This is a genomic window from Hymenobacter sp. HDW8 (assembly GCF_011305775.1).
Classification (GTDB): Bacteria; Bacteroidota; Bacteroidia; order Cytophagales; family Hymenobacteraceae; genus Hymenobacter; species Hymenobacter radiodurans.
Genome location: NZ_CP049908.1, coordinates 261,606 through 280,642 on the forward strand (window position 1 = coordinate 261,606; position 19,037 = coordinate 280,642).

Below are 19,037 nucleotides of genomic sequence, written 5' to 3' on the forward strand. Positions count from 1 at the left end.
AGTGGTGGAGGAACTACGCCGCGTCCGCCAGAAATTGAACGAACGGTAGAGGTAAACGCGGCTGCGAGCCGACCCGCTTATGGCGCCTAGCAAGCAAGGGCTGCTTATTCCACTCCACTACGCCCAGGTACAGACAGAGCAGGTCTGGGGCGACCAGAACGACACGATCTGCGCTTGAAAATAGCGGACCAGCGCTCCTTGGCCATCCCCGCCTATTCTAGCAGACGGGGGAGAGGGGCAGTCCGTTTGGTTCAAAAAGAAAAGCACTTATTCAGTTCCGGTCCTACTTGTTAAGCCCCTGTTCTGCGTGTTTTGGACGCCGGCAGCAGGGGAGGAGGGAGGGGTCCGAAACCGATATCTTTTGGGGCCTAGCCATGTAAGCAGGTAAGACAAAAGTAAGCCGTGAAACGGTCTTGATTTCTCCGGCTACCTCCTCGCCCCCGCAGCACCGTCCGGGGCATGATTTTTTCCCTACATTTCCGCCGTTTTTCGCTTCCCCGATGGGCCAGAAAGTCAACCACGCCGTGTTCTACCTGGAATTTCCCGCCACCGATTTACCGACCACGAAGCCGTTCGATCAGCACGCGTTTGGCTGGACCTTTCAGGACTATGGCCCGGCCTACGTCGCGTTGGAAGAGGGGCCGCTGGCCGGTGGGGTTTACCCAGCGCGGGGGCCCAGCGCTTGGGGGCGTTGGTCGTGCTGGGGGCCGATGATGTGGCCGCCGCTCCAGGCGCCGTGGAGCACGCGGGCGGGGTGATTACCCCCCCCCTGTTCGCGTATCCGGGCGGCCGGCGGTTTCCTTTCCCCGACCCCAACGGCCATGAATGGGCGGGGTGGGGGAAGCCGAACGGGGTTATCTTCTCGTACAAGCCCGCGTTACACCCAGCTGATTCGCTCTATGGCCACGGACCCGAAGTTCGTCGATTTTATCCTCGACCAGTTGCAGGGTCTGGGGCCGATCATCGGCAAGAAAATGTTTGGCGAATACGGCCTGTACGCCGGGGACACGTTATTTGCGCTCGTCTGCGACAACAAGCTGTTCGTGAAACCAACCATAGCGGGCAGGGCCTTCCTCCAGCAGGTGGTGGAAGCCGCCCCCTATCCTGGCGCAAAACCCAGCTTTTTGATTGCGGAAGGCGTAGAGGACCGGCAATGGCTGCAACAACTGGTCCGGCTTACGGTGGCGGAACTACCGCCGCCCAAAGCGAAGAAACCGAAGCAGAAACCACTCTAACGCGGCGTTACGAGGGGGACGTAGGGTGCCGGGTGCATTTGCCCCTGAAGGGAGCGAGTGGGAGCCCCCAGCCGGCCCGCTCGTTTACCCTTTGTACCAACCGTTTACGCAAGGCCAACCTTACGCCCAGGCGGGCAGCACGCGCCGCTCGGGCGCAAAAGCGGAAGCCTCCACGTGGGTCAGCACCTGATCGAGCGTGAGCTCGCCCCGCTCAAAGCCCTCCAAAAGCAGGCGCTCATAGGGCTCGAGCGCGAGGTGGGGAAGGCGAGCCAGACGCAGGGCTAAGCCCAGGGCCTGGCGCTGGGCCGGGAGGAGCGAAGGAAGAGAGGCCATACCTAGGAAACGTTTTATTTGCTAGCGCAACTTTCTAGCCACACCTGCTTGTAACATCCTTGCTACGGTGTTCGTGTTGAATACGTTAAAGTAAAAACTGATCGGGCTATCGCCCGTTCACTGACTATCCATGATTCATACAACTTAAAATAGTATAAGTTATAGCCTGCCAACGTGCCGCGTCACCCCGGGCGCCGCGCCGTACAGGACTTTCTCCGGGCGACGCAGGCACCAGCTATGAACGGCGCCTACTCATCCCGTACCTTGGGGCGAGCAGACCAAGGACCAACTTGGCGGCCTGCTCGATGACCGCTGCTTTCGAAGTTCTATCCCTCTTTACCTCCTGATACGCCCTAAGGCGCTTCCCCCCGCACGTCGCGCACGAGCCGCTGGTAGGCGTGGATGAGCTCGATCGTGTCCATGCTCGTGGCCACGCTCGAGAAGCCTTGCTCCAGTCGCTGCCGGGCCCGGGTCCGGTCGGCATAGATAAAGCAGTACTTGCCCGCCGCCTGGCAGGCGGAGAGAATGCGACGCAATGCCGCCTGCATGACTTCGGCCTCAAACTGGGCCGGCACGCCCAAGGCGATGGACAAATCAAAGGGCCCAATGAAGAGACCATCCACCCCGGGCACCTGCACGATCTCCTCTACTTGTTCCAGGCACTCGCGGGTTTCGCACTGGGGCAAGAGCAGCGTCTCGCGATTGCAGCGCTCTAAATACTGCCCTAGGTCGTGCAGCGCCGGCGCGTAGGTGAAGGCCGAGGCCCGGGACGGGCCAAAGCCGCGCTCACCTAGGGGTGCGTACTTGCCATACTGGACCAGGCGGCGGACCTCCTCGACGGTTTTGATGGCCGGAATCACCAGCCCCTGCGCCCCCTGATCCAGCAGGTTCATGACGGAAGCGCGGGAGGCATCTTTGACCCGTACCAGCGGGGTCAGGCCGTGGCGTTCAGCGGCCAGGATCTGGGCGGCGGCCCCCGCCAGGCTGCCGGGACCATGCTCCAGATCCAGGACCACATAGTCGAGCCCGGCCAGGGCCAGGCATTCAATAATAGCCGGATCCCCCAGTTGCACGAAGGTGCCCAGCGTGGGGATGCCCTGCTGCAGGTGGGCGCGCAGGTGGTTGTGCATGCAGGTGAGGGGTTAGGTGAGGCGGCCGGTGGGGGCCGGCGTAAGATGGGGATTTTGCGCCAACCCGCGCGTCTCCCGCCCGCTGAAAGGTATCCGCCCCGTAGTCCATCCCGCCCGCGGAGCCACCGTCGGCTATCTTCCGCTGGTGGCTTTTGATAACCGTCGGGGTGTACAAGGGGAGCCGTTGGGAATACCCGCAATCGTCACGTTTCACAAGGGAGCATTTAAGAAAGGTGACACACGGCAACTCTCAGCGAGGGGTGATAGGTCAAACGAAGAGCCGTCATGCCGGTCGCGACTGGGCTAAAGAAGCACGGCTTCGGCGCAGACGTGTATTTTTGGTTTCCCGCCCGTCGGGGCCCACCGCTTTACCCTCCCGGATGATGTCCTTCGCCCACCGCCGCAACGCCCTGCGTCCCCTTGTTTTCCTGCTGCTGCTCCTCGTCGCCTGCCGGGCTGCCCCACCGGCCCCGCTGGCGTACCAGTCGGAAACGCTGCTCCTGCAGCAGGTCTCTCCGCATGTCTACCAGCATACCTCGTTTCTGGAAACTATTAGCTACGGCCGAGTAGCCTGCAACGGGATGGTGATTGTCCAGAACGGGGAAGCGATTGTCTTCGATACGCCCGCCACGGCCAGCGCTTCGCGCGAACTCTTAGAAGTGATCGAGCGACAGTGGAAAGCGCGGGTGACGGCGGTGGTGCCCACCCATTTTCATGACGACTGCTTGGGGGGCTACGGGAATTCCACCAACGCCGTATTCCCTCCTACGCCCATGCGCTCACCATCCAGCTGGCGGGGGCCCAAAACGCCGTGCTCCCCCAACAGGGTTTCACGGATCGGCTGGTGCTACGCGTGGGCCGGCAGGACGTGATTGCGCACTTCCTGGGCGAAGGCCATACCCGGGACAATATCGTGGCCTACTTTCCTGCCGAGCAGGTGCTGTTCGGCGGGTGCTTGATCAAGGAAGTGGGCGCGGCCAAGGGCAACCTGGACGATGCCAACGTGCCGGCCTGGCCGCAGACGGTGACCCGGCTCCGGCAAACCTACCCCGCGACCAAGGTGCTGATCCCCGGCCATGGCCAAGCCGGCGGGATGGAATTGAGTGACTATACTATCCACTTGTTTCAGTAGGAGTGGCTACCCTGCCCGCTGCGGGGCCGCGCCGTGTGACCGGCCTTAACACCTCCTGCCGGAAAGGCTAAGGTCCGATAAAAAGGGTCTTATCGAACCTTATTCTAGCGTCGTTCCCTTGGTTAGATAGCCCAGCAAAGAGGGTACAGCCCTGTTTAGGACTGCTTACTTTAGTGCTTCGCCAACCACGCGTTGAACATGGGCTGCCAGTCCGGCAGCGCCACGACCAACACGTCCTCAGCATTCGGGTCGTTGTGGTGATTCTCGTTCCACATCGCCCAACACTGGGTGTGCTCGGCTAGGAACCGCAAATCAGCCAGCTCTTCGGGGTCAATGAGGCGGTTCCATCTTCGCTGCAGGCCTCCTCCCAGGTCATCGCCCATCAGCAAGGCCCACAGTTCACATTCGATGGAGTCGTACCACCCGGCGGCATAGTACTCTTCGCTCATGTCGGCAATGTAGTCGACCAGAAGCTGTTGCAACTCGGCAGCGCTATAGTGAGCCTTCACGTCCATGGCACGGGCAATGGCAGTTTCAATCCGTTTGTGGCCCTTCGCCTTGGCCAGCTCCAAGGGCAATTGCCCGTTCGGGGTCAGTTGTGTGAGCAACTCCGGCTTCGTGTGAACGAACGCCCGCACCTGCCCTACGTGGGTGTGGAGAATAGCGCTGATAAGTTCATTCATGGGCCTAAGAACAGTCAGTGTTCCCGAGGATTGCCCAATCAAAGTGCCAATGCGGTTGTTCTAAAACCATCCTACGAATCAATACTTTCCCGACACTGCGCCTATAACGCCTCTTTCATTAAACCTTATCGGGGCTCGATGAGCTCACCACCCTCTACCAATATTCTCTCCGCCTCATAGCGGAACTTCATGAAGGCGGCAATCGCCGAGAGATAGGCAAGTTGCGTCGTGTCTGCGAGCCGGTGCCGATTCAGGTAAGCGGTATAATCAGCTAAGATGCTTTTTACGGAGCCATTGGCCAGAAAAGTAAGCGTGCCTTGCTGGTGAAGGAATAGTCGGCCCGGGTCGTGCGATCCCCAACTGAAGTAATAGAGGCCATCCCCAAATTGTTTCTGCTGTGGCTTGAGTACGTTGAACACGGGCAGGTAGGGATAGTCCTTTCCAATGGGTTGCTGCGAAACCTTATCGTGGGTTTCGACATAGTGGCGGATTTGCTTCAGGGGTACCTCGGGTACTTTGACCGCATCTTTACCCGCGAACTGAAAGTTTTGCGCCAGTACTCCGCAGCTGGTTAGCAGGAAAAACAGGAGACAGCCGATCAGACGGTGCATAGAGAGGGAAAGTAAGAGGCAGAACAGGAAGAGAAGGGCTAGGCTTAAAGGAGCGACTAGTTTATTTCACGAGCTTAAATCTACCCTCTTTCCAAGGTCTTGGGTATAGAGACACGTATTGGCACTTCCATAAGGTCCGATCAGAGCAGCTGATCGGACCTTATGGAAAAACTTACTTTTACTGTTTAGGTAAGTCGTATTCTATAGGTGAGCGAACATTAAGGACTAAACGCCAGCCTGCTTGCAAATGTGAGTAGGCCTGATGGCCGACGTAGAAAGTATCCACTCTAGTCTGCTTTTTGACTCTTCTCGCGAGGCTGCCAAACAGGGCAAGAGAGGCGTCATCCGTCGCGAGTGTACTCGCCCCACTGGCCACTAGTACGCCTGGCTGGAATATCCCCCCAAGCTTGAGTACAAACCCATAGGGATTCGCTAATTGGTCAATCATGTACCGCACGCCCCCTGCCAACTGGTCCACGGGGCGAATAACTAAGGGGATGTCCGAGGGCAGCACCAAGACACCCCTGGCATGTATCCAGTCACCATGGTGAACCGTACCCAAGTTGGGCACGTCCAGGAGAGAGTGGTACGTGGGAATGGTACTGCTGGCGAAAGAACCCGTCTCGAAGTACTGGCAGCCGGGGGCTAGTGCTTCAAAGGCGGAGATGAGTTGCCGTAAATCCTGTTCCTCGGCAAAGAAGTGTACTCTTTTTCCTCTCATGTATCGGGTTGATTGGCTTCCACTGGAACTCGCCTACCACGGGACGACGATAGGGGCCGCTATCAATGCTTTATCGGATCTTATCCATGTTTAGCGCATGATCTGGGCCGTGTTCCCAATAAGTTGCTGGCCAGGTAGTTCGTACCGGCTCGCCAAATGCGGGGACACCAGCAGGCCTGTTTTATGTACCCCTTGCTTGTTAATTGCCTCCACACTAGTTACTACGAGTGTTACTTCGGGTTCAAAGACGAGCCAATTACCCGGATCAACCTGTCCTGTTACCTCCCCTACGAGTACCCACCCGCGGCGAGTGAGGTGGAAGGCGTCTTCCACGGCGAATATGCCCACTGGATTGTGCATAGGAGCGAGGACTGGAGTTGTTAGGAGCCACACAAGGTAGTACCGAACCGTACAGGTCTAGTGCTGAAGAAGTCAACGGGGGCAGTCAAAGAAGGGTGGTATTGACAGGATGTAACAGGAGTTTCCCTTACGTAAACCACCATTTCAGTAAACGCAGCTACCGGAAAGGCTCACTTTCCGATAAAGGAAAAGTACCCCCTGTCCTGCTGTTGCGCCTGCTGCACGGGCTGTAACGCGGCCGCTTCCAGCGCCTGGCGGCAGCTAGCCTCTTGGGCGGCCGTGGCATTGGTACGAGCCAAGTTAACTGAGTGTACCTTCCCGGTCGGGCCGATACTAAACTCAAACTGGGCGTACTCCCCGGCCTGTAAGGGAACGACCGGTTGAGGCGGCACTACCCAGCGCCACCCGCTACGGGCCATACCCAGGGTATCGGTCAGTTGCGGGTGTAATCCCCCGGTAAAGAACGGCTCGGCGTAGAACCCGGCCGGGCCCGCGAACACGAAGCGCAGGCTCGTAGACGAGGACACAGCATGATCATTCTGCCGCACCAGCTGCCACCGCGGCATGGCTGCCACCACCCGGTCTAGGTTCAGCTGTTGGACCTGCGGGTGGGGCGAATCGGTATAGTTCTGCACACTCCGACAGCAGGGTACCCCCTCGTCGTCGATATCGATATGCACCAGCACCATACCGGTCAAGGCATTGGTTTGCGGCAACGGAAGCGCCTGCCGGAAGTAATCGGTAAGTCGGAGACTGCCTACTTGCACCGGTACCGCCGCGCACTCCAAGCAGGCCACGTCTTGATTGCAGACCGGATACCGAATGAACGAGGCTTCGATTTGCGCGATCACCGCCGGTGAAATGGGCTCAGGGGCGTGGCCTATCTTCCTGGTTTGGGCGGTGCTGACATGGACACTTACTGCACTGGCAAGAAAGAGTAAACAAAGACGAGGAAAGGACATGGACGCAAGAACAATAAAATGGGGTTGTGCGCTGCCGTCGAATGTAACAAGCCTTTTCTTACATGAGCGGTAGCTACCTGGCCTCCGCTACCTGGGCTGCCCGCACCGGTACAAGCAGCGCCAGAAATGCTATCTGTTCCAGAGAAGCCTTTTACGAAATCCCGTTGTAAAACGCCCGACATAAGGCCTGATAAGAGCAGCTTATCAGCACGGACTGTTGACGCTGTACAGAAGTTAACCGAGCGTTTAACAACTGTTCAGACTCCCGATAGGAACCGATACGACCCGGCTTATCGGTCCTTATCATCGGGCACTCTGCTATGGATTCGTTGAGGTGAACCCACAGTTGCAGCAAGAGGCCTATCGTCAGGTGGCGCAGCAGCGCGTGCGTCAGGCCGGGCAGCCGCACAGCAGAGGCGTCGGGGTCAGCAGGTAAAGCTCTCCCTTGCTTCAACCACCGTTTTCCTGCAACTTGAACTGGTTCCTGCCAGGACCGTGGCGTACGTTAAGGGAGGGACAAGAGGGCCTTAACCTAGGTTTGTGCAAAACCGGTAGTAATGAATACTTTATTCCATTCGATTGCGCTCGTACTGTTGTCAGTTGGGGCATCCCAGGCGCAATCCTTGGTGGCCAATGGGGGCTTTGAGCAACTAACCATCTGTCCCAAAGCCGTGGGTGACATTGATTGCGCGAAAGGGTGGAAAAACGGTGGGTTGACGCCCGACTTGTTTAGCACGTGCACCAACGGTACAGAAAACGGCCTGAATGTACCGGACAACTACGTGGGTTTCCAACACCCCGCGGTAGGGCGGTGTTACGCCGGTATAGCGCTCTTTACCGAACCTAAACACCTCAGCATGAGCAAATCGTTGGAGGTGACCGAGTCTATTTGGACGCCGCTCGCTACTCCGCTTCGCCCGGGGAAAACCTATCGGTTCAGCGTCTTGCTTGCGTTGGCCGATTCGTCTGTTTTTACCAGTCAGCACCTGACACCCCTGTTAAGGAAAGGGCCTTTTAACCGAATGGGAAAAAGAGAAACGAGTCAGGCCCTGCTCCTGGACATTGCGGCTGTGGACACTGCTTGGCGGGAAGTGTCAGTTACCTTCACCGCCACTGATCGGTGGGCCTACTTGTCCCTGGGCCTTTCGCGGGAGGTATTGACGCTCAAAGCCTATAAAGACAGGTTGACTCGTCGGCGCAACGCAGTGACGTACAAGGGCCAGGCCGCCGCCTACTATTACGTGGACGAAGTAGAACTGCTGGAGATGAAGTAACAAGATAATTCGCTCCTTTCCGTGCAGCCCTAGCAGCGAGCCGGCACCAGGTGCCCGTGAGCCCTGCAGCATGTGGGTGTTTACGAAACTCGTCTACAATTCAACGTTAACGAAACGCGCCGAGGGGATGCGTTTCGTTAACGTCCAACCCGGCACTCGGTCTCCTGCCAAAGTACCACGCCAGGCACAGCAGCTGGGCGGGCCGAAACCTACCCTTATTCCGAGACCCCGTGTATAACTGCGATTACGTTAAGCGACTTTTCCCTGAATCGAAGAGAAACAATGGTATTCCCTTACTGCCTCAAAAATCCTGTTTGCTGTGTCAATGAAATCGGCTAGCTAGGTGTAGGGCGAGTTTCTGTGGTTTGCTGAAAGAAGGGTTTCTTTGCACATGCCTAGTTGGAAAACAATTGTGCTCGTCAGCTCCGTCCTGTTGGTGGATATCGTGGCCTACCTTCTGCTGGCAATGCTGTCGATGAGCTATGGCGATGTTACCCACCTGCTTGAGGACGAAGCATATCAGCGGTTCGAGCGTAGCGTAACGGTGGGCTGGTGGCTTTGGTGGGGGATTAATGTAGGAACACTTGCTGTGCTGCTATACCGGTTATTTAAGCAGCATGCAGCGGCCCCGTCAGCACCTCCCATGGATTGATTAGGTGGTATCCCGTTGACGAAAACCAAACTGGTGAGAAGCGCTTACGGCTTATTGCTGTCTTAGAAGGTCGGTTATGTTAATTATAGACCTTAGATTGATCTAAAAAGTCCTTTATTATACTAGTCATGAACGAGATTACAGAGAGCGTTTTGGCCTATCGAGAATGTGTCCGACACCTCTGGAACAGCTATTTCCTTCGAGTTAATTGGGTTGAAAGCGAATGGGACTATCGAGAGTACTTCGACGACATCAGTCGCAGGCTCTTTGAGCAGACGGTTGTCAAACAAGTAAGCGAAGGGTCTTCCGTCGAGCAGACGTCCACGGGCTTCTATCCCACTATCCGAGTGGTGCCTTGCCTAGGTCCTCTAGGGCTAGAAGCCTTATGGGGGAAAGCCCAAGGGACGACGACGGAGTGGCAAGTAATTCAGTTAAAGTCTGCCGAGCACGAGTTTCACTTCATTGATTTCTTTGACTGGACGGTGGAGCGAACCATGGACCACCAGTACTGCCGCGTTCGCCTGACTAAATCACAAGAGCTAGCCGCGTATCTAGGCTGTGATTTTTTGCTGGAGTCACCTCACGTGCAGTTCTTTACCTCGTCCTAAATCCAACCAAGGAAAATGCTTATCCTTGTCGCTGTAGCCAGATGGCTTGTGCGAGAGGTGTCCTAGAATGGCCATTATGGTAAGCAACGAAACCAAGAAAGCAGTGGGAAAGATTGCACTTCCCTCTGCCCCCAAAATCTTGTTTGTGCAGGCCCGAGAAAGTACCTGGTTTTGAGTTTACGAAATGCCCCGAAGGGATGCGTATCGTAAACGAGGAATCGTAGACCAATTTCGTACACTCTCCCAGCTCGGCAGTAGCCCACGGGAAGTTGGTGCCGAGCAGCGGACGGTTACCGAAAGTAGCGTTTGCAAGCAATGGACGCTAAGGTTACACCATGCCCCAAAACCTCGCGTTAGAAGTCAAAGTCAGCAAACCGATTCAGCACGAAGAATAAGCGCGAACGGCATCTGCAATGTATGACCTCGAGCAATAACCGGAAGAAGTGTATTGCCATTCCCCGTTCAGCATAGGATAAGCAAAAGCACAAATTTGGTAAATTTCATTAAGTTAAGAGATGCTAAAAAAACACTTCTTTGGGTTTGTTCTTTTTGCAGGCTTAAGTGCCACCTGCACGCCAGGGGTGGAGTCAGAGTCCGTCGTCCGCTCCGTGCCCGTGGAGGGGATATGGGAAGGCCAGAGTTGCTACAGTGTGGAAACCAATGGTTCAGGACGCCAGGTGTCTACCCGAACGGACCTCTACGAGCCCGGGCGGGTGGTGTGCGAATTCACCCCCACCGAAGTGCTCCACTACCAAGGCGGGAAGGTGTTGGTAAGGGCTCGCTATACCCGCACGCCCACGGGGTTTCACCGCGAGCAAGGGCAAGGACTTGGCGCGGTAAGGATACCGGGCGACAGCGGGAACGTCACCATTGACTCGTTGACGACTACACGCTTGGTGGTACGACAGGCCCTGCCGTGGTCCGATACCACGACTCTCACCAGCATTATTACCTATTCTCGGGTGGCACGAACGACAGGTTCTAACCGCTAGACTATCAACCCGTAAATCTAGTTGGGGAGGTCGTTCTGAGGCGGCTAGTCCAAGTAGCATAAGCCCCGACTATGTTAGTCTAAGTTAATCCGAGAAGGTCGGTTATGTCAAATGACAAAGTGCAGGATCTGGTCGGGAAAGCGTGCTGTTCTGCTATTCCGTCGGATTCTGTTGCTGGTAGGCAATGGCGGCCGGATTGAGCTTGCTATACACTAGTTTCCCTGTGGGGTAATTCCAAAAGTCCATAAGGGAGGGAGCTGTTATACCCCTGCTGGGTTTCATACACGCAACAGCTCGACGCCACCAGGAAGAAACGGGCCGAGCCGGTTTGCAGCCGATAGGGCTGGTAGTCGGGCATCGGCTCCTTCACTTTCTGGCAGCGTCGGAGTAGACGTTCCTCCTCTTCCGCTGTGGGCGTTCCGATCACTAGTCCATCAAACCGATTGGGGATGTCCAAGTAGATCACCGCGGAAAAGAGGATGTCCACGGTAAAGGAGGAATCTGCCTCATGATGCCGGAGCAGCAAGGTGCTATGACTGACGGTATACTCCCACAGGCGAAAGCGTAACGGAGATTGAAAGCTGTCCATAGTTGTCTAAGCAGTTATATAAAACAGCTTCTCGTGGCATCAAGTACGCCCTTCCTTTTTCCTTCCTCCTCCTACCCTTCGATCTGCTCGCTCCTAGGACTCGGGGCCGCTATGCCCAACCAGATGCCGTCCCCCATATCGGGCAGGCGGTTCAAGCGGGAAAATAAGGCGGCAATCAGCTCGCTCACGCGGTCGGCACAGTGGGGTAAGGGCAATTCCGTGCTAGGATCAAACAAGTGGATCGGATGCTCCGCCATCCGGTCGAGGACTACGTGCTGGGTTACCGCTTGGAGCTCTGTCAACGAGGCATGCGGATAGAGCTTGTGAATTTCGGCCACCAGAAACCAGAGTTCGGTAGGATCATCTTCCAGAATACGGAGCACCACGTCTTTGGCAGTGTCAAAGGGACGCATGGGCCAGATCACGGAGATAGAGTTAAAAACAGAAGGGTCGCGTAGGGAGCTCGTTGCGAATGTACGGGCCGCGACGAAACACATTGCGTCCTAGAATGGCCATTATAAGTAAGAAGCACCATCAAGAGCTGATAGAAAGGTTATTTGTTCTAGTATAGCGGTATTATGGCTTGATGCTGCTTCCTTACCGAGAATGGTAGAGCCAGTTAGTACGCGTAGAACCATCGGAATAGCGTGACCTTTGCTCGACAATGAGGCGGTGTGGAGTCAGGGTGGTAATCAAAAGGGTATCGGGGCCAAAAATTACTTTGCCCACTTTGTCTGGGTGGATATAGTGCTGGTCCACTAAGTGACGATCCCCCACCCGGCTCACCAGCAGCGTATCTCCATGGCGGGTGTACACATGCTCCTCTCGCATGCTGCCCGCGTAGCGCCACTGCGCCGAGTCAATCAGCAGCACAGCCTTGGGTGGTATCGGATCTAAAAACGTATTCTCCACTCGCTGAGCAGCATCAGCGAGGGTTGTTCGACTAGAATCATAGCGCCAACGGCCCGCCAGCGGGAGCGACTGCGCCGCTCCGAGAGTAATGGGGTGGTCTACTGGTTCACAATAGCTCAGCAGGATAGCTCCCAGACTGATACCGGCCAAGAGGCAAGCGCGCGTGTACCCTTGTTGCATAGCGTGAAGATAGAGCAGACCAGGCGTTTGCTTTTTAGAAGAAGCCGCTAGTTAGACAAAAGGCAGAAAAGGGGCGCCTACCATTTTGGCGATTTTCTGAGAATCCTTTCTTAACATAAACGGTGTTAAAAGTCCAGCAGCAACGCCTCAAACTTGGTCGTTCCCCTCGCTTACTGCCGGGAAGAGGCTAACAACTGCAGCGACAGCAAATAGTCGGTTCCTATCTCTAGGATCTTAATCCGTTTAAACAGAAAGCTATCGTGTGCCAGCCACTGGCCTTGCGGGCTCAGCAGCAGTACCCGAAACGAGTGGCGATACACGGCTTGCACGACCCCCACCACACGGGAATCATCACGCACATAGAGCGCGAGCAACTGCTGACTGGCCCGGAAATACTCGAACAGATCCGCGTCATTACTTAGAGGAAAAAGGGGATGCTTGTGAGTTATTTGCCCTTTCAGTCCGATGACGGTTTCTATTTGCCGCTCCCATTCCGCCCGTTCGGTCCGGAGCACGGCCTCGTTGCGGACAAGTCGGTAGCCGTCCAAGACGTAATCCACGGGGATGCTGTAAAGCAACGTTCGAACTGTTCCCGCGGTAAGGACCAAGCCGGTAAAAGGCGTGTAGCTTCTTATCTTAAAGGAGTATACGTGCTTGTGCTCAATCATCTTACGGGGGGATAGTTGCCTTATTTGCCTGGGTAAGTGATCCACTCACCGGCCGTACGGTAATTAACTCTTCAACGAAAAAAACCGCCTTTTCACTTGGCTGCTCCACCCGGTACCCCAACCCGAGGCGCTACCTGCCCGACCCAGATCCAGCCCATCTGCACGACTACGTAGGGCTGCCCGTCTGCTGTTTCCTCGCGCCACTGGGGTTTGCGCACGGCCCGCTTGCCGAGCGTGGCCACGTCTTCCGGCCACAAGGCCTCCACGTGCGCATACGCCCGCCAGCATAGGTCCTGCACGCCCGGCAGCGTTCGGTACTCGGGCGGCAGGGCCCGCTCGTGGGCGACCCCAAACAGCCCGTCGTAATACGGCTGTTGGTCGGCCACGGCGGCGACCAACTGGGACATGCCAAATCGCGGCTCGAACAGCCACACCCCCAGATAGAAGTTCGGGTACTGCGCGGCGAGTTGCGCGTGCCAGCGGTGCAAATCCGTCACCAGCCGGCTCACCCACAACTGCCGGAACCGCCGCGGCGGCTGTTGGTGCGTGAACCAGGGCGCGAGGCCGAGCTTCACGTACTCCCGCTGGCAGCGGGCCAGGGCCGGCAGATGTAACTCCAGTGGGGGCGCAGCACGCTGCTGGTGACGGCGCCAGTGACGACGCAGGCCGCGAGGGGCTTTACGGCTCATACAACAAGGTAGAAATGGGTGGCGGAGCCGGTGAAGGTACGGCCTTAAACGCCGTTCAGGGAGCTTAGAAGGCCATAAGATAGGTTACGTTGGGAATGACCAACTGCCGTTACCTAAGGAAGCTTGTTTCGCTCTAGTAGCTACTTACCCTTCTCGCAACCCCGGCTAAATAGGCACTTAAGTCCTTGTTTTCCTTCGCTTGCGCCGTGATGGTAGCAAGTCCCTCGATAAAGGCGCGCGCATCACGGCTGGCTATATACCGCTCCACGAGCTTGTTCTTGTAGGGATAAAAGACTTTAAAGACGTGGTCGCGATAGGGTATGGTGGGTTTTTCTTTTCGGAAAGCCCCGATATAAGCAATGATGGTTGCATAGGAGCTAGGCGAGACCGCGTAGGGCATCACGAATTCTTCCCCAGTGGTGCACGCGTTGGTTTTGCCAATCAACAGGGTCAAGAACGGTTTGTCTGACTGCGCTCGAGCATCCTGAATGCTGATACAGTCTTGCCTGGGTTTGTCGGGGAATAAGCCGTCAGTAGCTGGACCGTTGTCCTGCTGAAGCAGGTAAGCACCCCGAGAAAGGGCTTTTATCGATCCATCGGTGCAGATGTCCTGGAGATCCGATGGTTGTCCGAATAATGGATAGGTTGCGCACAGGCTTATCCAGCTAACGCATACCACGGGCAGAGAGAGACCTTTCATAAGGACTGATAAATAGCCGAGGAAGGTACGCCGGTCAGGCGGACCTAAGCCGATGAATAAGCGTTACGGGAAAGGTCTAGTGGATTCGCCCTATCTGCTTGATAAAAAACGGACGCCGTTACCATTTAGGAACGGCATAGGTGGTATCGACAAACCCCTGGCAGAGGCGGGTAAAGGTCTTGTGCGGCGCGTCCAGCGCCCGCGCCTGCGCGGGCGTCACCACCCAGAGGGCAAACTGGGAGGTGGGCAGCAGGGTGTATTTGCTTACACTGGACACCACGTTCACTACCCGGTACGGCGACGCCTGATCCGCCAAGACCTGGTTGAAGATAGCGTAGAACGCATCTTGGTCGACGCTGTACTGCCGCCGCCCGTCCGGGCTTTCCTCCAGCCACACGGAACATCGGTGCGCATAGCGCTTACCCTGGACGCGGAAGCGCACGATCGGATCCCGATTGTCGGGACAGCCCCCGCGGCAGGGCCGAAAGTCCGGGGGAACCTCGACCCGATAGTGGAAGTCCGTGTACGCCACCTCGGGCAGCAGCCGGGCTACGTCGGCGTAGAGGCGCCGCAGATAAGGCCCCAGGGCCACCGGATAGGTTGGCCGCGCGAACAGCTGGGAGCGGGAAGTCAGGTACGGCAGAACCTGAACCGGATCCAGCACCTGTCCCGCGGCCAAGGCCTGCTCCAGCGCGGAGGCCCGCGCCGGCAGCAGCAGGCCGGCGCGGCGTAAGGCCGGCACCAGCGTGGAATCCGCCGCGATGGCCTGAGCCTCCTGTCCCAGGCCCGCCAGGGCCCAGAGCAGACGGGGCCGATCCATAAACGGGCGGTCCAAGGTCTGCGGCCCCACCAGCTGCTGCCAGGGGCTCGGTAACAAGCCGGCCTGGCGTAAGCGGCGGACCAGCTCCCGGACACGTGCTGCCTCTGGCGCCGGTTGCTGGTGGTGGTCCGGAGCCGCGGGGGTGGCGTAAACGAGATTGCGGTTTCCCGCGGGGGCGGCACATGCAGCGTATCCGGGATCCGGGCCGCGCGGGCGAGCTGGGCATACACTTCGGGCGGGGTCGGAAAATCGTTCTGCTCGGCCCGCCGGTAATAGCCCGCCAGCCAGGCCCAGACCTGCGGCAGGGTATGGCCGAGTTGATGCGTCGGTAGACGGGTGGTATCACCGAAGGTGAGCCAGGGCTGGTGCTCGGGGCCACCAGTCCTGACTGGGCCAGCACCGGCGCATAGGAAGCGTGTTGCGCGGGGTCGTCCCTCGTTGCCTTCGGCGGTAGTGGGTGCCTCGTTTGCGGCAGACAAGCTGCCCGCGCGCCGGCCAGCAGAAGGACACCACTCAGCAGCGGAAGTAAGCAAGCCATAGCCTGTATAAATAACGTGAGGAGAGATACGTAGCCCAGCAGCGTTACGACCACTATCCGTGGTGTCAAACGAATAACTACGAAGGTTCGTGTCGACGAAACGACTAGCCAGCCGAGGGGCTCATTCGGCCTTGTTGGGTAAGTCCTTCCAAGAGGGTCTCCAGCTCACTCGCAGCGTCGAACTGGTTGGTTCGGCCGGGATCAAATACCTCCAATAAGGCATTTACGGCCTCAGCCTTCCAGGGGTCCGGGGTCTGGGTGGCATAGTGACTCAATGTGGCGTAGGTGAGGGGGCGCCAATCTCGCGCTGCAGGGCCGCCACCAACTCGTCTACTTCCTGCAAGGCCGTGGGCCAATCGGTGAGGGCATTGAGGACAAACCCGGCCCGTACGGCGGCCGAGGCCTCGGCGACAGGATCCTGCGCGACGCGCTGCAGTTCCTCAACCGACAGATAACGGGGCATCATAACTTATAAGAGCGTGAAGCTAGGCCTTTGTCAAGTAGGGTAAAAGTAGCCTGCTGCGAACACAAATGCGTGACCGACTCGTTCACTTGCTTACTCTCGCGGCTGGCTTTGGCCTGACAGCCTTGGCGCGAGAACCTATGTGGTGATTACAAATTTTGCTAGTGGCATGGACGAGCTTATTCGATCCCTTTTGTAGTGCTCTCGCTGAGTTCCGAGGTGGCACGCAGGGCAGCGTGCGTAGCAGCGACGTTGTGCTCTAAGGGTACCATGGTTTTTAAGATGGCGAGCGTGACGACCGCACTCGCCATAATAAGTGCTTGATCGAGTAGAATAACTAGGGCAAAGCGATGCAGCGCGGCCAGGTTATCTACTGGCAATTTAGCCATGGAACGCACCACGGGGCCCAGAATGAAAATGCCAATGTGCAGAATACACCAACTTAGCAGGAGTGCTTTCCAGCGTGGGGTATGCGCCATAGCCGAGTTGGTGAACCGGCTGAAGTAGTGCCCGATCTCTTGCAGGATCAGGTAGGGATACCACAGGTTCAGGAGGGGAATGACCCAGCTCCAGCCCGCCATGCTCTCGCTATGCGCGGGGTCGGTCTGCGGCAGCCGGTGCACATTTTGGTAGGCCCGATAAAGCCACAGCGCGAAGGCCAGGAAGGCGAGCAAAACGATGACAAACTGCACGCCTTCCACGAGTTGGAAGCCTCCGTCAGCCCGAACCATTTCTTCGGGAGAAATTGCTTCTCCGAGCAGAATGCGGTGTAGGAGCCAGTAGTAATACCCAAAATAGACAGCGCCCAGCAGGGCCACCCCGAGGCGCAGCGATTGAGTCAGTTGCGCGGCGCGCCGGCGGGGCCGATTATCCAGTAGGGCGAGTTTAGTTTTGGCAGACAAAGGAAGGGTAGCGTTAACGTTCTCTAATTGGTCGGGTGAATAAGATGGGGTCTTGGCGTCGAATCGGACTAGAACCGAGTAGGGCGACGGTAGCGGACGTAATGTGTGTGCATTCTTACTCCACAATTAAGCGCCGCCAGGCCTGAGACGCGCCGGCTTTGATACTCACCGCATAGAGGCCCGGAGCCAGCCCACTTAAGGTAAGGGTATACCCGTCACCCTGCGGCGCGATCCGATAATGGTGACGCCGCACCAGCCGGCCCGTGGCGTCCCAGAGTGTCAGCTCCCCGGAAACCAGGCCCACACCCGCTGGAACGCGCACCAGCACCCGGTGCCGGGCCGGATTCGGGTACAGGGCCACGTCCGCGAGCGGGCCCGGCGCGCCCTGCGCCAGCACGGCTCCCTCCGTCAGGGCGGCCAGGAAGCCGGCCTCCCCACTGCCATCGGTGCGCAGGCTGTGCTCCCCAAAGCGGGCTTGCGGGCCGGTAAAGGCCCCCGCCACGTACACCCGAGTCCCGGCTATGGCCAGGGCCCGCGCGGCGTCCGGACCCGTGCCCCCGGCCTGCTGAGTCCACTGAACCGCGCCGCTGGAGCCGGCATCGGTCAGCTGGGCCACGTAGACCGCAGTCGGGTCCGCCCCGCTCGGGCCCCGCCCCACCTGCCCGGCCACGTAGAGATGGGGGCCGCGGACAGTCAGGGCCGTGGCCCCTTCCCCCAGCGGACCGCCCACGGCCTGCGCCCAGGCAAAGGCGCTGCTGGGCCCACTATCCGTGAGCTTGGCCACAAACACGTCGCCGGCGCCGGCACTGCGCAGCGTGGTCGCCCCAAAGCGGGCCGCCGACCCGGAAAATTCGCCCGCCACGTACAGGCTCTCCCCCTGCAGGGCCAGAGCCGAGGCATAGTCCTGGCCGGATCCGCCACCCCCCTGCGCCCAGGTAAAGCCGGCACTGGCCCCCCGATCGGTGAGCTTGACGACAAACACGTCAAAGGCCAACGGGCCGGGCCCCGTATTCACCAAGGTGGTCGTGCCAAAGGTGACCTGGGGACTCACAAAGTGCCCGGTGACGTACACGCTCGCGCCACTGACCACCAGGGCAGTACCGTACTCGTTGGCGTCGCCCCCGGCACTCTGGGTCCAGATGAAGGTGCTGCTCGGACCCGCGTCCGTGAGTTTGGTGACAAACAGGTCGTAGCCTACGCTGGTCAGGGTGCGCGCCCCGAAGCTGGCCGTGCCCACAAAATGGCCCGTCAGGTACACGTCCGTGCCCTGCACGGCCACACCCCGGGCCACCTCAAAATTGGTGCCCCCCGCCCGTTGGGCCCACGTAAAGCTGGCGCTCGGGCCCGCATCGGTGAGCTTGGCGACAAACACATCCGTGCTGCCCGCTCTCGTCAGGCTCGTCGCCCCAAAGTCGGCGAGGGGCCCTTCGAAGCCGCCGGTGATATACACACTCGCCCCACTCAGGGCCAGCGCTGTCGCTTCGTCATACTGCGTGCCCCCAGCCCGGTAGGCCCAGACAAACTGCTGGGTCGCGGTACTCCACTTGGCCACGAAGGCGTCGGCACTGCCCGCACTGGTCAGGGTCGTAGTGCCAAAGCGGACGGTGCCGGCAAACCGGCCGGCTAGGTAAACGTTGCCGCTGGCATCCGTGGCCGTGCTGGCCACACTGCTGCCGCCCCCGGCGCTGACTAGCCCGCTGGCCACGGCGAGCTGCCAGCTGGGCGCCTGGGCCTGGACGGAGGAAGCCAGCAATAGGCTCAGCAGGAGGCTGGCGCAAGCATACAGCAGGGGGTGGGTCAGCCGCCGTGCGCGAAGCAGGAAAAGCGTGGGCATGCGAAGATTGAAGGGCGCGGAAAACAAAAGGACTTAGAAAGACGCAGAA

At 58.3% G+C, this 19,037-nt stretch carries 24 protein-coding genes and 1 pseudogene; 8 read left to right on the forward strand and 17 right to left on the reverse strand.

Annotated elements, in window-relative coordinates; translation table 11 throughout:
- Positions 1-413: 413 nt before the first annotated feature.
- A complete protein-coding gene (locus tag G7064_RS21250; protein ID WP_205711234.1) occupies positions 414-758 on the forward strand; it encodes a hypothetical protein in 345 nt (114 codons plus the stop codon).
- 141 nt (positions 759-899) lie between these two features.
- Entirely contained in the window at positions 900-1,235 is a 336-nt protein-coding gene (locus tag G7064_RS21255; protein WP_166075341.1) for a TfoX/Sxy family protein, read from the forward strand.
- A gap of 120 nt (positions 1,236-1,355) precedes the next feature.
- Here G7064_RS21255 and G7064_RS21260 read toward each other — a convergent pair whose 3' ends face one another.
- A complete protein-coding gene (locus G7064_RS21260) occupies positions 1,356-1,568 on the reverse strand; it encodes a hypothetical protein (RefSeq protein ID WP_166075342.1) in 213 nt (70 codons plus the stop codon).
- Positions 1,569-1,921: 353 nt separating this feature from the next.
- Positions 1,922-2,698: an HpcH/HpaI aldolase family protein gene (locus tag G7064_RS21265; RefSeq protein WP_166075343.1), complete on the reverse strand. Its 777-nt coding sequence runs from the start codon at positions 2,696-2,698 to the stop codon at positions 1,922-1,924.
- 410 nt (positions 2,699-3,108) lie between these two features.
- On the opposite strand from G7064_RS21265, the pseudogene bla reads away from it, so the two are divergent.
- Positions 3,109-3,830 (forward strand): annotated as a pseudogene (gene bla, locus G7064_RS23365) (subclass B1 metallo-beta-lactamase).
- Between the two features lie 170 nt (positions 3,831-4,000).
- On the opposite strand, the gene G7064_RS21275 reads toward bla, so the two are convergent.
- The 5 genes from G7064_RS21275 to G7064_RS21295 form a co-directional block, all read right to left on the reverse strand.
- Positions 4,001-4,513, reverse strand: a complete 513-nt coding sequence (locus G7064_RS21275) for a hypothetical protein (RefSeq protein ID WP_166075344.1) — start codon at positions 4,511-4,513, stop codon at positions 4,001-4,003.
- A 125-nt stretch (positions 4,514-4,638) separates the two neighbouring features.
- On the reverse strand, positions 4,639-5,124 hold the full coding sequence (locus G7064_RS21280; protein WP_166075345.1) for a hypothetical protein: 486 nt from the start codon (positions 5,122-5,124) through the stop codon (positions 4,639-4,641).
- A gap of 178 nt (positions 5,125-5,302) precedes the next feature.
- Positions 5,303-5,845, reverse strand: a complete 543-nt coding sequence (locus tag G7064_RS21285) for a hypothetical protein (RefSeq protein WP_166075346.1) — start codon at positions 5,843-5,845, stop codon at positions 5,303-5,305.
- A gap of 90 nt (positions 5,846-5,935) precedes the next feature.
- Positions 5,936-6,205: a hypothetical protein gene (locus tag G7064_RS21290; RefSeq protein ID WP_166075347.1), complete on the reverse strand. Its 270-nt coding sequence runs from the start codon at positions 6,203-6,205 to the stop codon at positions 5,936-5,938.
- A gap of 170 nt (positions 6,206-6,375) precedes the next feature.
- A complete protein-coding gene (locus tag G7064_RS21295; RefSeq protein WP_166075348.1) occupies positions 6,376-7,056 on the reverse strand; it encodes a hypothetical protein in 681 nt (226 codons plus the stop codon).
- 668 nt (positions 7,057-7,724) lie between these two features.
- Here G7064_RS21295 and G7064_RS21300 point away from each other — a divergent pair.
- The 4 genes from G7064_RS21300 (at position 7,725) to G7064_RS21315 (ending at position 10,693) form a co-directional block, all read left to right on the forward strand.
- Positions 7,725-8,441, forward strand: coding sequence for a hypothetical protein (locus tag G7064_RS21300; protein ID WP_166075349.1), 717 nt, complete (start codon positions 7,725-7,727; stop codon positions 8,439-8,441).
- 391 nt (positions 8,442-8,832) lie between these two features.
- The gene (locus G7064_RS21305; RefSeq protein ID WP_166075350.1) at positions 8,833-9,093 is read left to right on the forward strand and encodes a hypothetical protein; all 261 of its coding nucleotides are present in this window, start codon (positions 8,833-8,835) and stop codon (positions 9,091-9,093) included.
- Positions 9,094-9,245: 152 nt separating this feature from the next.
- Positions 9,246-9,701: a hypothetical protein gene (locus G7064_RS21310; RefSeq protein ID WP_166075351.1), complete on the forward strand. Its 456-nt coding sequence runs from the start codon at positions 9,246-9,248 to the stop codon at positions 9,699-9,701.
- 515 nt (positions 9,702-10,216) lie between these two features.
- Positions 10,217-10,693: a hypothetical protein gene (locus G7064_RS21315; RefSeq protein ID WP_166075352.1), complete on the forward strand. Its 477-nt coding sequence runs from the start codon at positions 10,217-10,219 to the stop codon at positions 10,691-10,693.
- Positions 10,694-11,353: 660 nt separating this feature from the next.
- Here G7064_RS21315 and G7064_RS21320 read toward each other — a convergent pair.
- From G7064_RS21320 to G7064_RS21345, 6 genes are all read right to left on the reverse strand, one after another.
- On the reverse strand, positions 11,354-11,695 hold the full coding sequence (locus G7064_RS21320) for a hypothetical protein (RefSeq protein WP_166075353.1): 342 nt from the start codon (positions 11,693-11,695) through the stop codon (positions 11,354-11,356).
- A 184-nt stretch (positions 11,696-11,879) separates the two neighbouring features.
- Positions 11,880-12,374: a hypothetical protein gene (locus G7064_RS21325; RefSeq protein WP_166075354.1), complete on the reverse strand. Its 495-nt coding sequence runs from the start codon at positions 12,372-12,374 to the stop codon at positions 11,880-11,882.
- Between the two features lie 170 nt (positions 12,375-12,544).
- Positions 12,545-12,934 carry a hypothetical protein gene (locus G7064_RS21330; RefSeq protein WP_166075355.1) on the reverse strand — a complete coding sequence of 130 codons (390 nt, stop codon included), beginning with the start codon at positions 12,932-12,934 and terminating at the stop codon, positions 12,545-12,547.
- Between the two features lie 200 nt (positions 12,935-13,134).
- Positions 13,135-13,449, reverse strand: a complete 315-nt coding sequence (locus G7064_RS21335) for a hypothetical protein (protein WP_166075356.1) — start codon at positions 13,447-13,449, stop codon at positions 13,135-13,137.
- Positions 13,450-13,864: 415 nt separating this feature from the next.
- Positions 13,865-14,431: a hypothetical protein gene (locus tag G7064_RS21340; protein ID WP_166075357.1), complete on the reverse strand. Its 567-nt coding sequence runs from the start codon at positions 14,429-14,431 to the stop codon at positions 13,865-13,867.
- 118 nt (positions 14,432-14,549) lie between these two features.
- The gene (locus tag G7064_RS21345; protein WP_166075358.1) at positions 14,550-15,251 is read right to left on the reverse strand and encodes a hypothetical protein; all 702 of its coding nucleotides are present in this window, start codon (positions 15,249-15,251) and stop codon (positions 14,550-14,552) included.
- Positions 15,252-15,433: 182 nt separating this feature from the next.
- On the opposite strand from G7064_RS21345, the gene G7064_RS21350 reads away from it, so the two are divergent.
- Positions 15,434-15,583: a hypothetical protein gene (locus tag G7064_RS21350; RefSeq protein WP_166075359.1), complete on the forward strand. Its 150-nt coding sequence runs from the start codon at positions 15,434-15,436 to the stop codon at positions 15,581-15,583.
- A 310-nt stretch (positions 15,584-15,893) separates the two neighbouring features.
- Here G7064_RS21350 and G7064_RS21355 read toward each other — a convergent pair whose 3' ends face one another.
- From G7064_RS21355 to G7064_RS21370, 4 genes are all read right to left on the reverse strand, one after another.
- A complete protein-coding gene (locus G7064_RS21355; protein ID WP_166075360.1) occupies positions 15,894-16,064 on the reverse strand; it encodes a hypothetical protein in 171 nt (56 codons plus the stop codon).
- The gene (locus G7064_RS21360) at positions 16,061-16,255 is read right to left on the reverse strand and encodes a hypothetical protein (RefSeq protein ID WP_166075361.1); all 195 of its coding nucleotides are present in this window, start codon (positions 16,253-16,255) and stop codon (positions 16,061-16,063) included. Before G7064_RS21360 ends, G7064_RS21355 begins: the two co-directional genes overlap by 4 nt.
- Before the next feature lie 176 nt (positions 16,256-16,431).
- Complete coding sequence (locus G7064_RS21365; RefSeq protein ID WP_166075362.1) at positions 16,432-17,154, reverse strand: DUF4328 domain-containing protein; 723 nt, start codon at positions 17,152-17,154, stop codon at positions 16,432-16,434.
- Positions 17,155-17,269: 115 nt separating this feature from the next.
- Complete coding sequence (locus G7064_RS21370; protein WP_166075363.1) at positions 17,270-18,988, reverse strand: T9SS type A sorting domain-containing protein; 1,719 nt, start codon at positions 18,986-18,988, stop codon at positions 17,270-17,272.
- Positions 18,989-19,037: the final 49 nt, after the last annotated feature.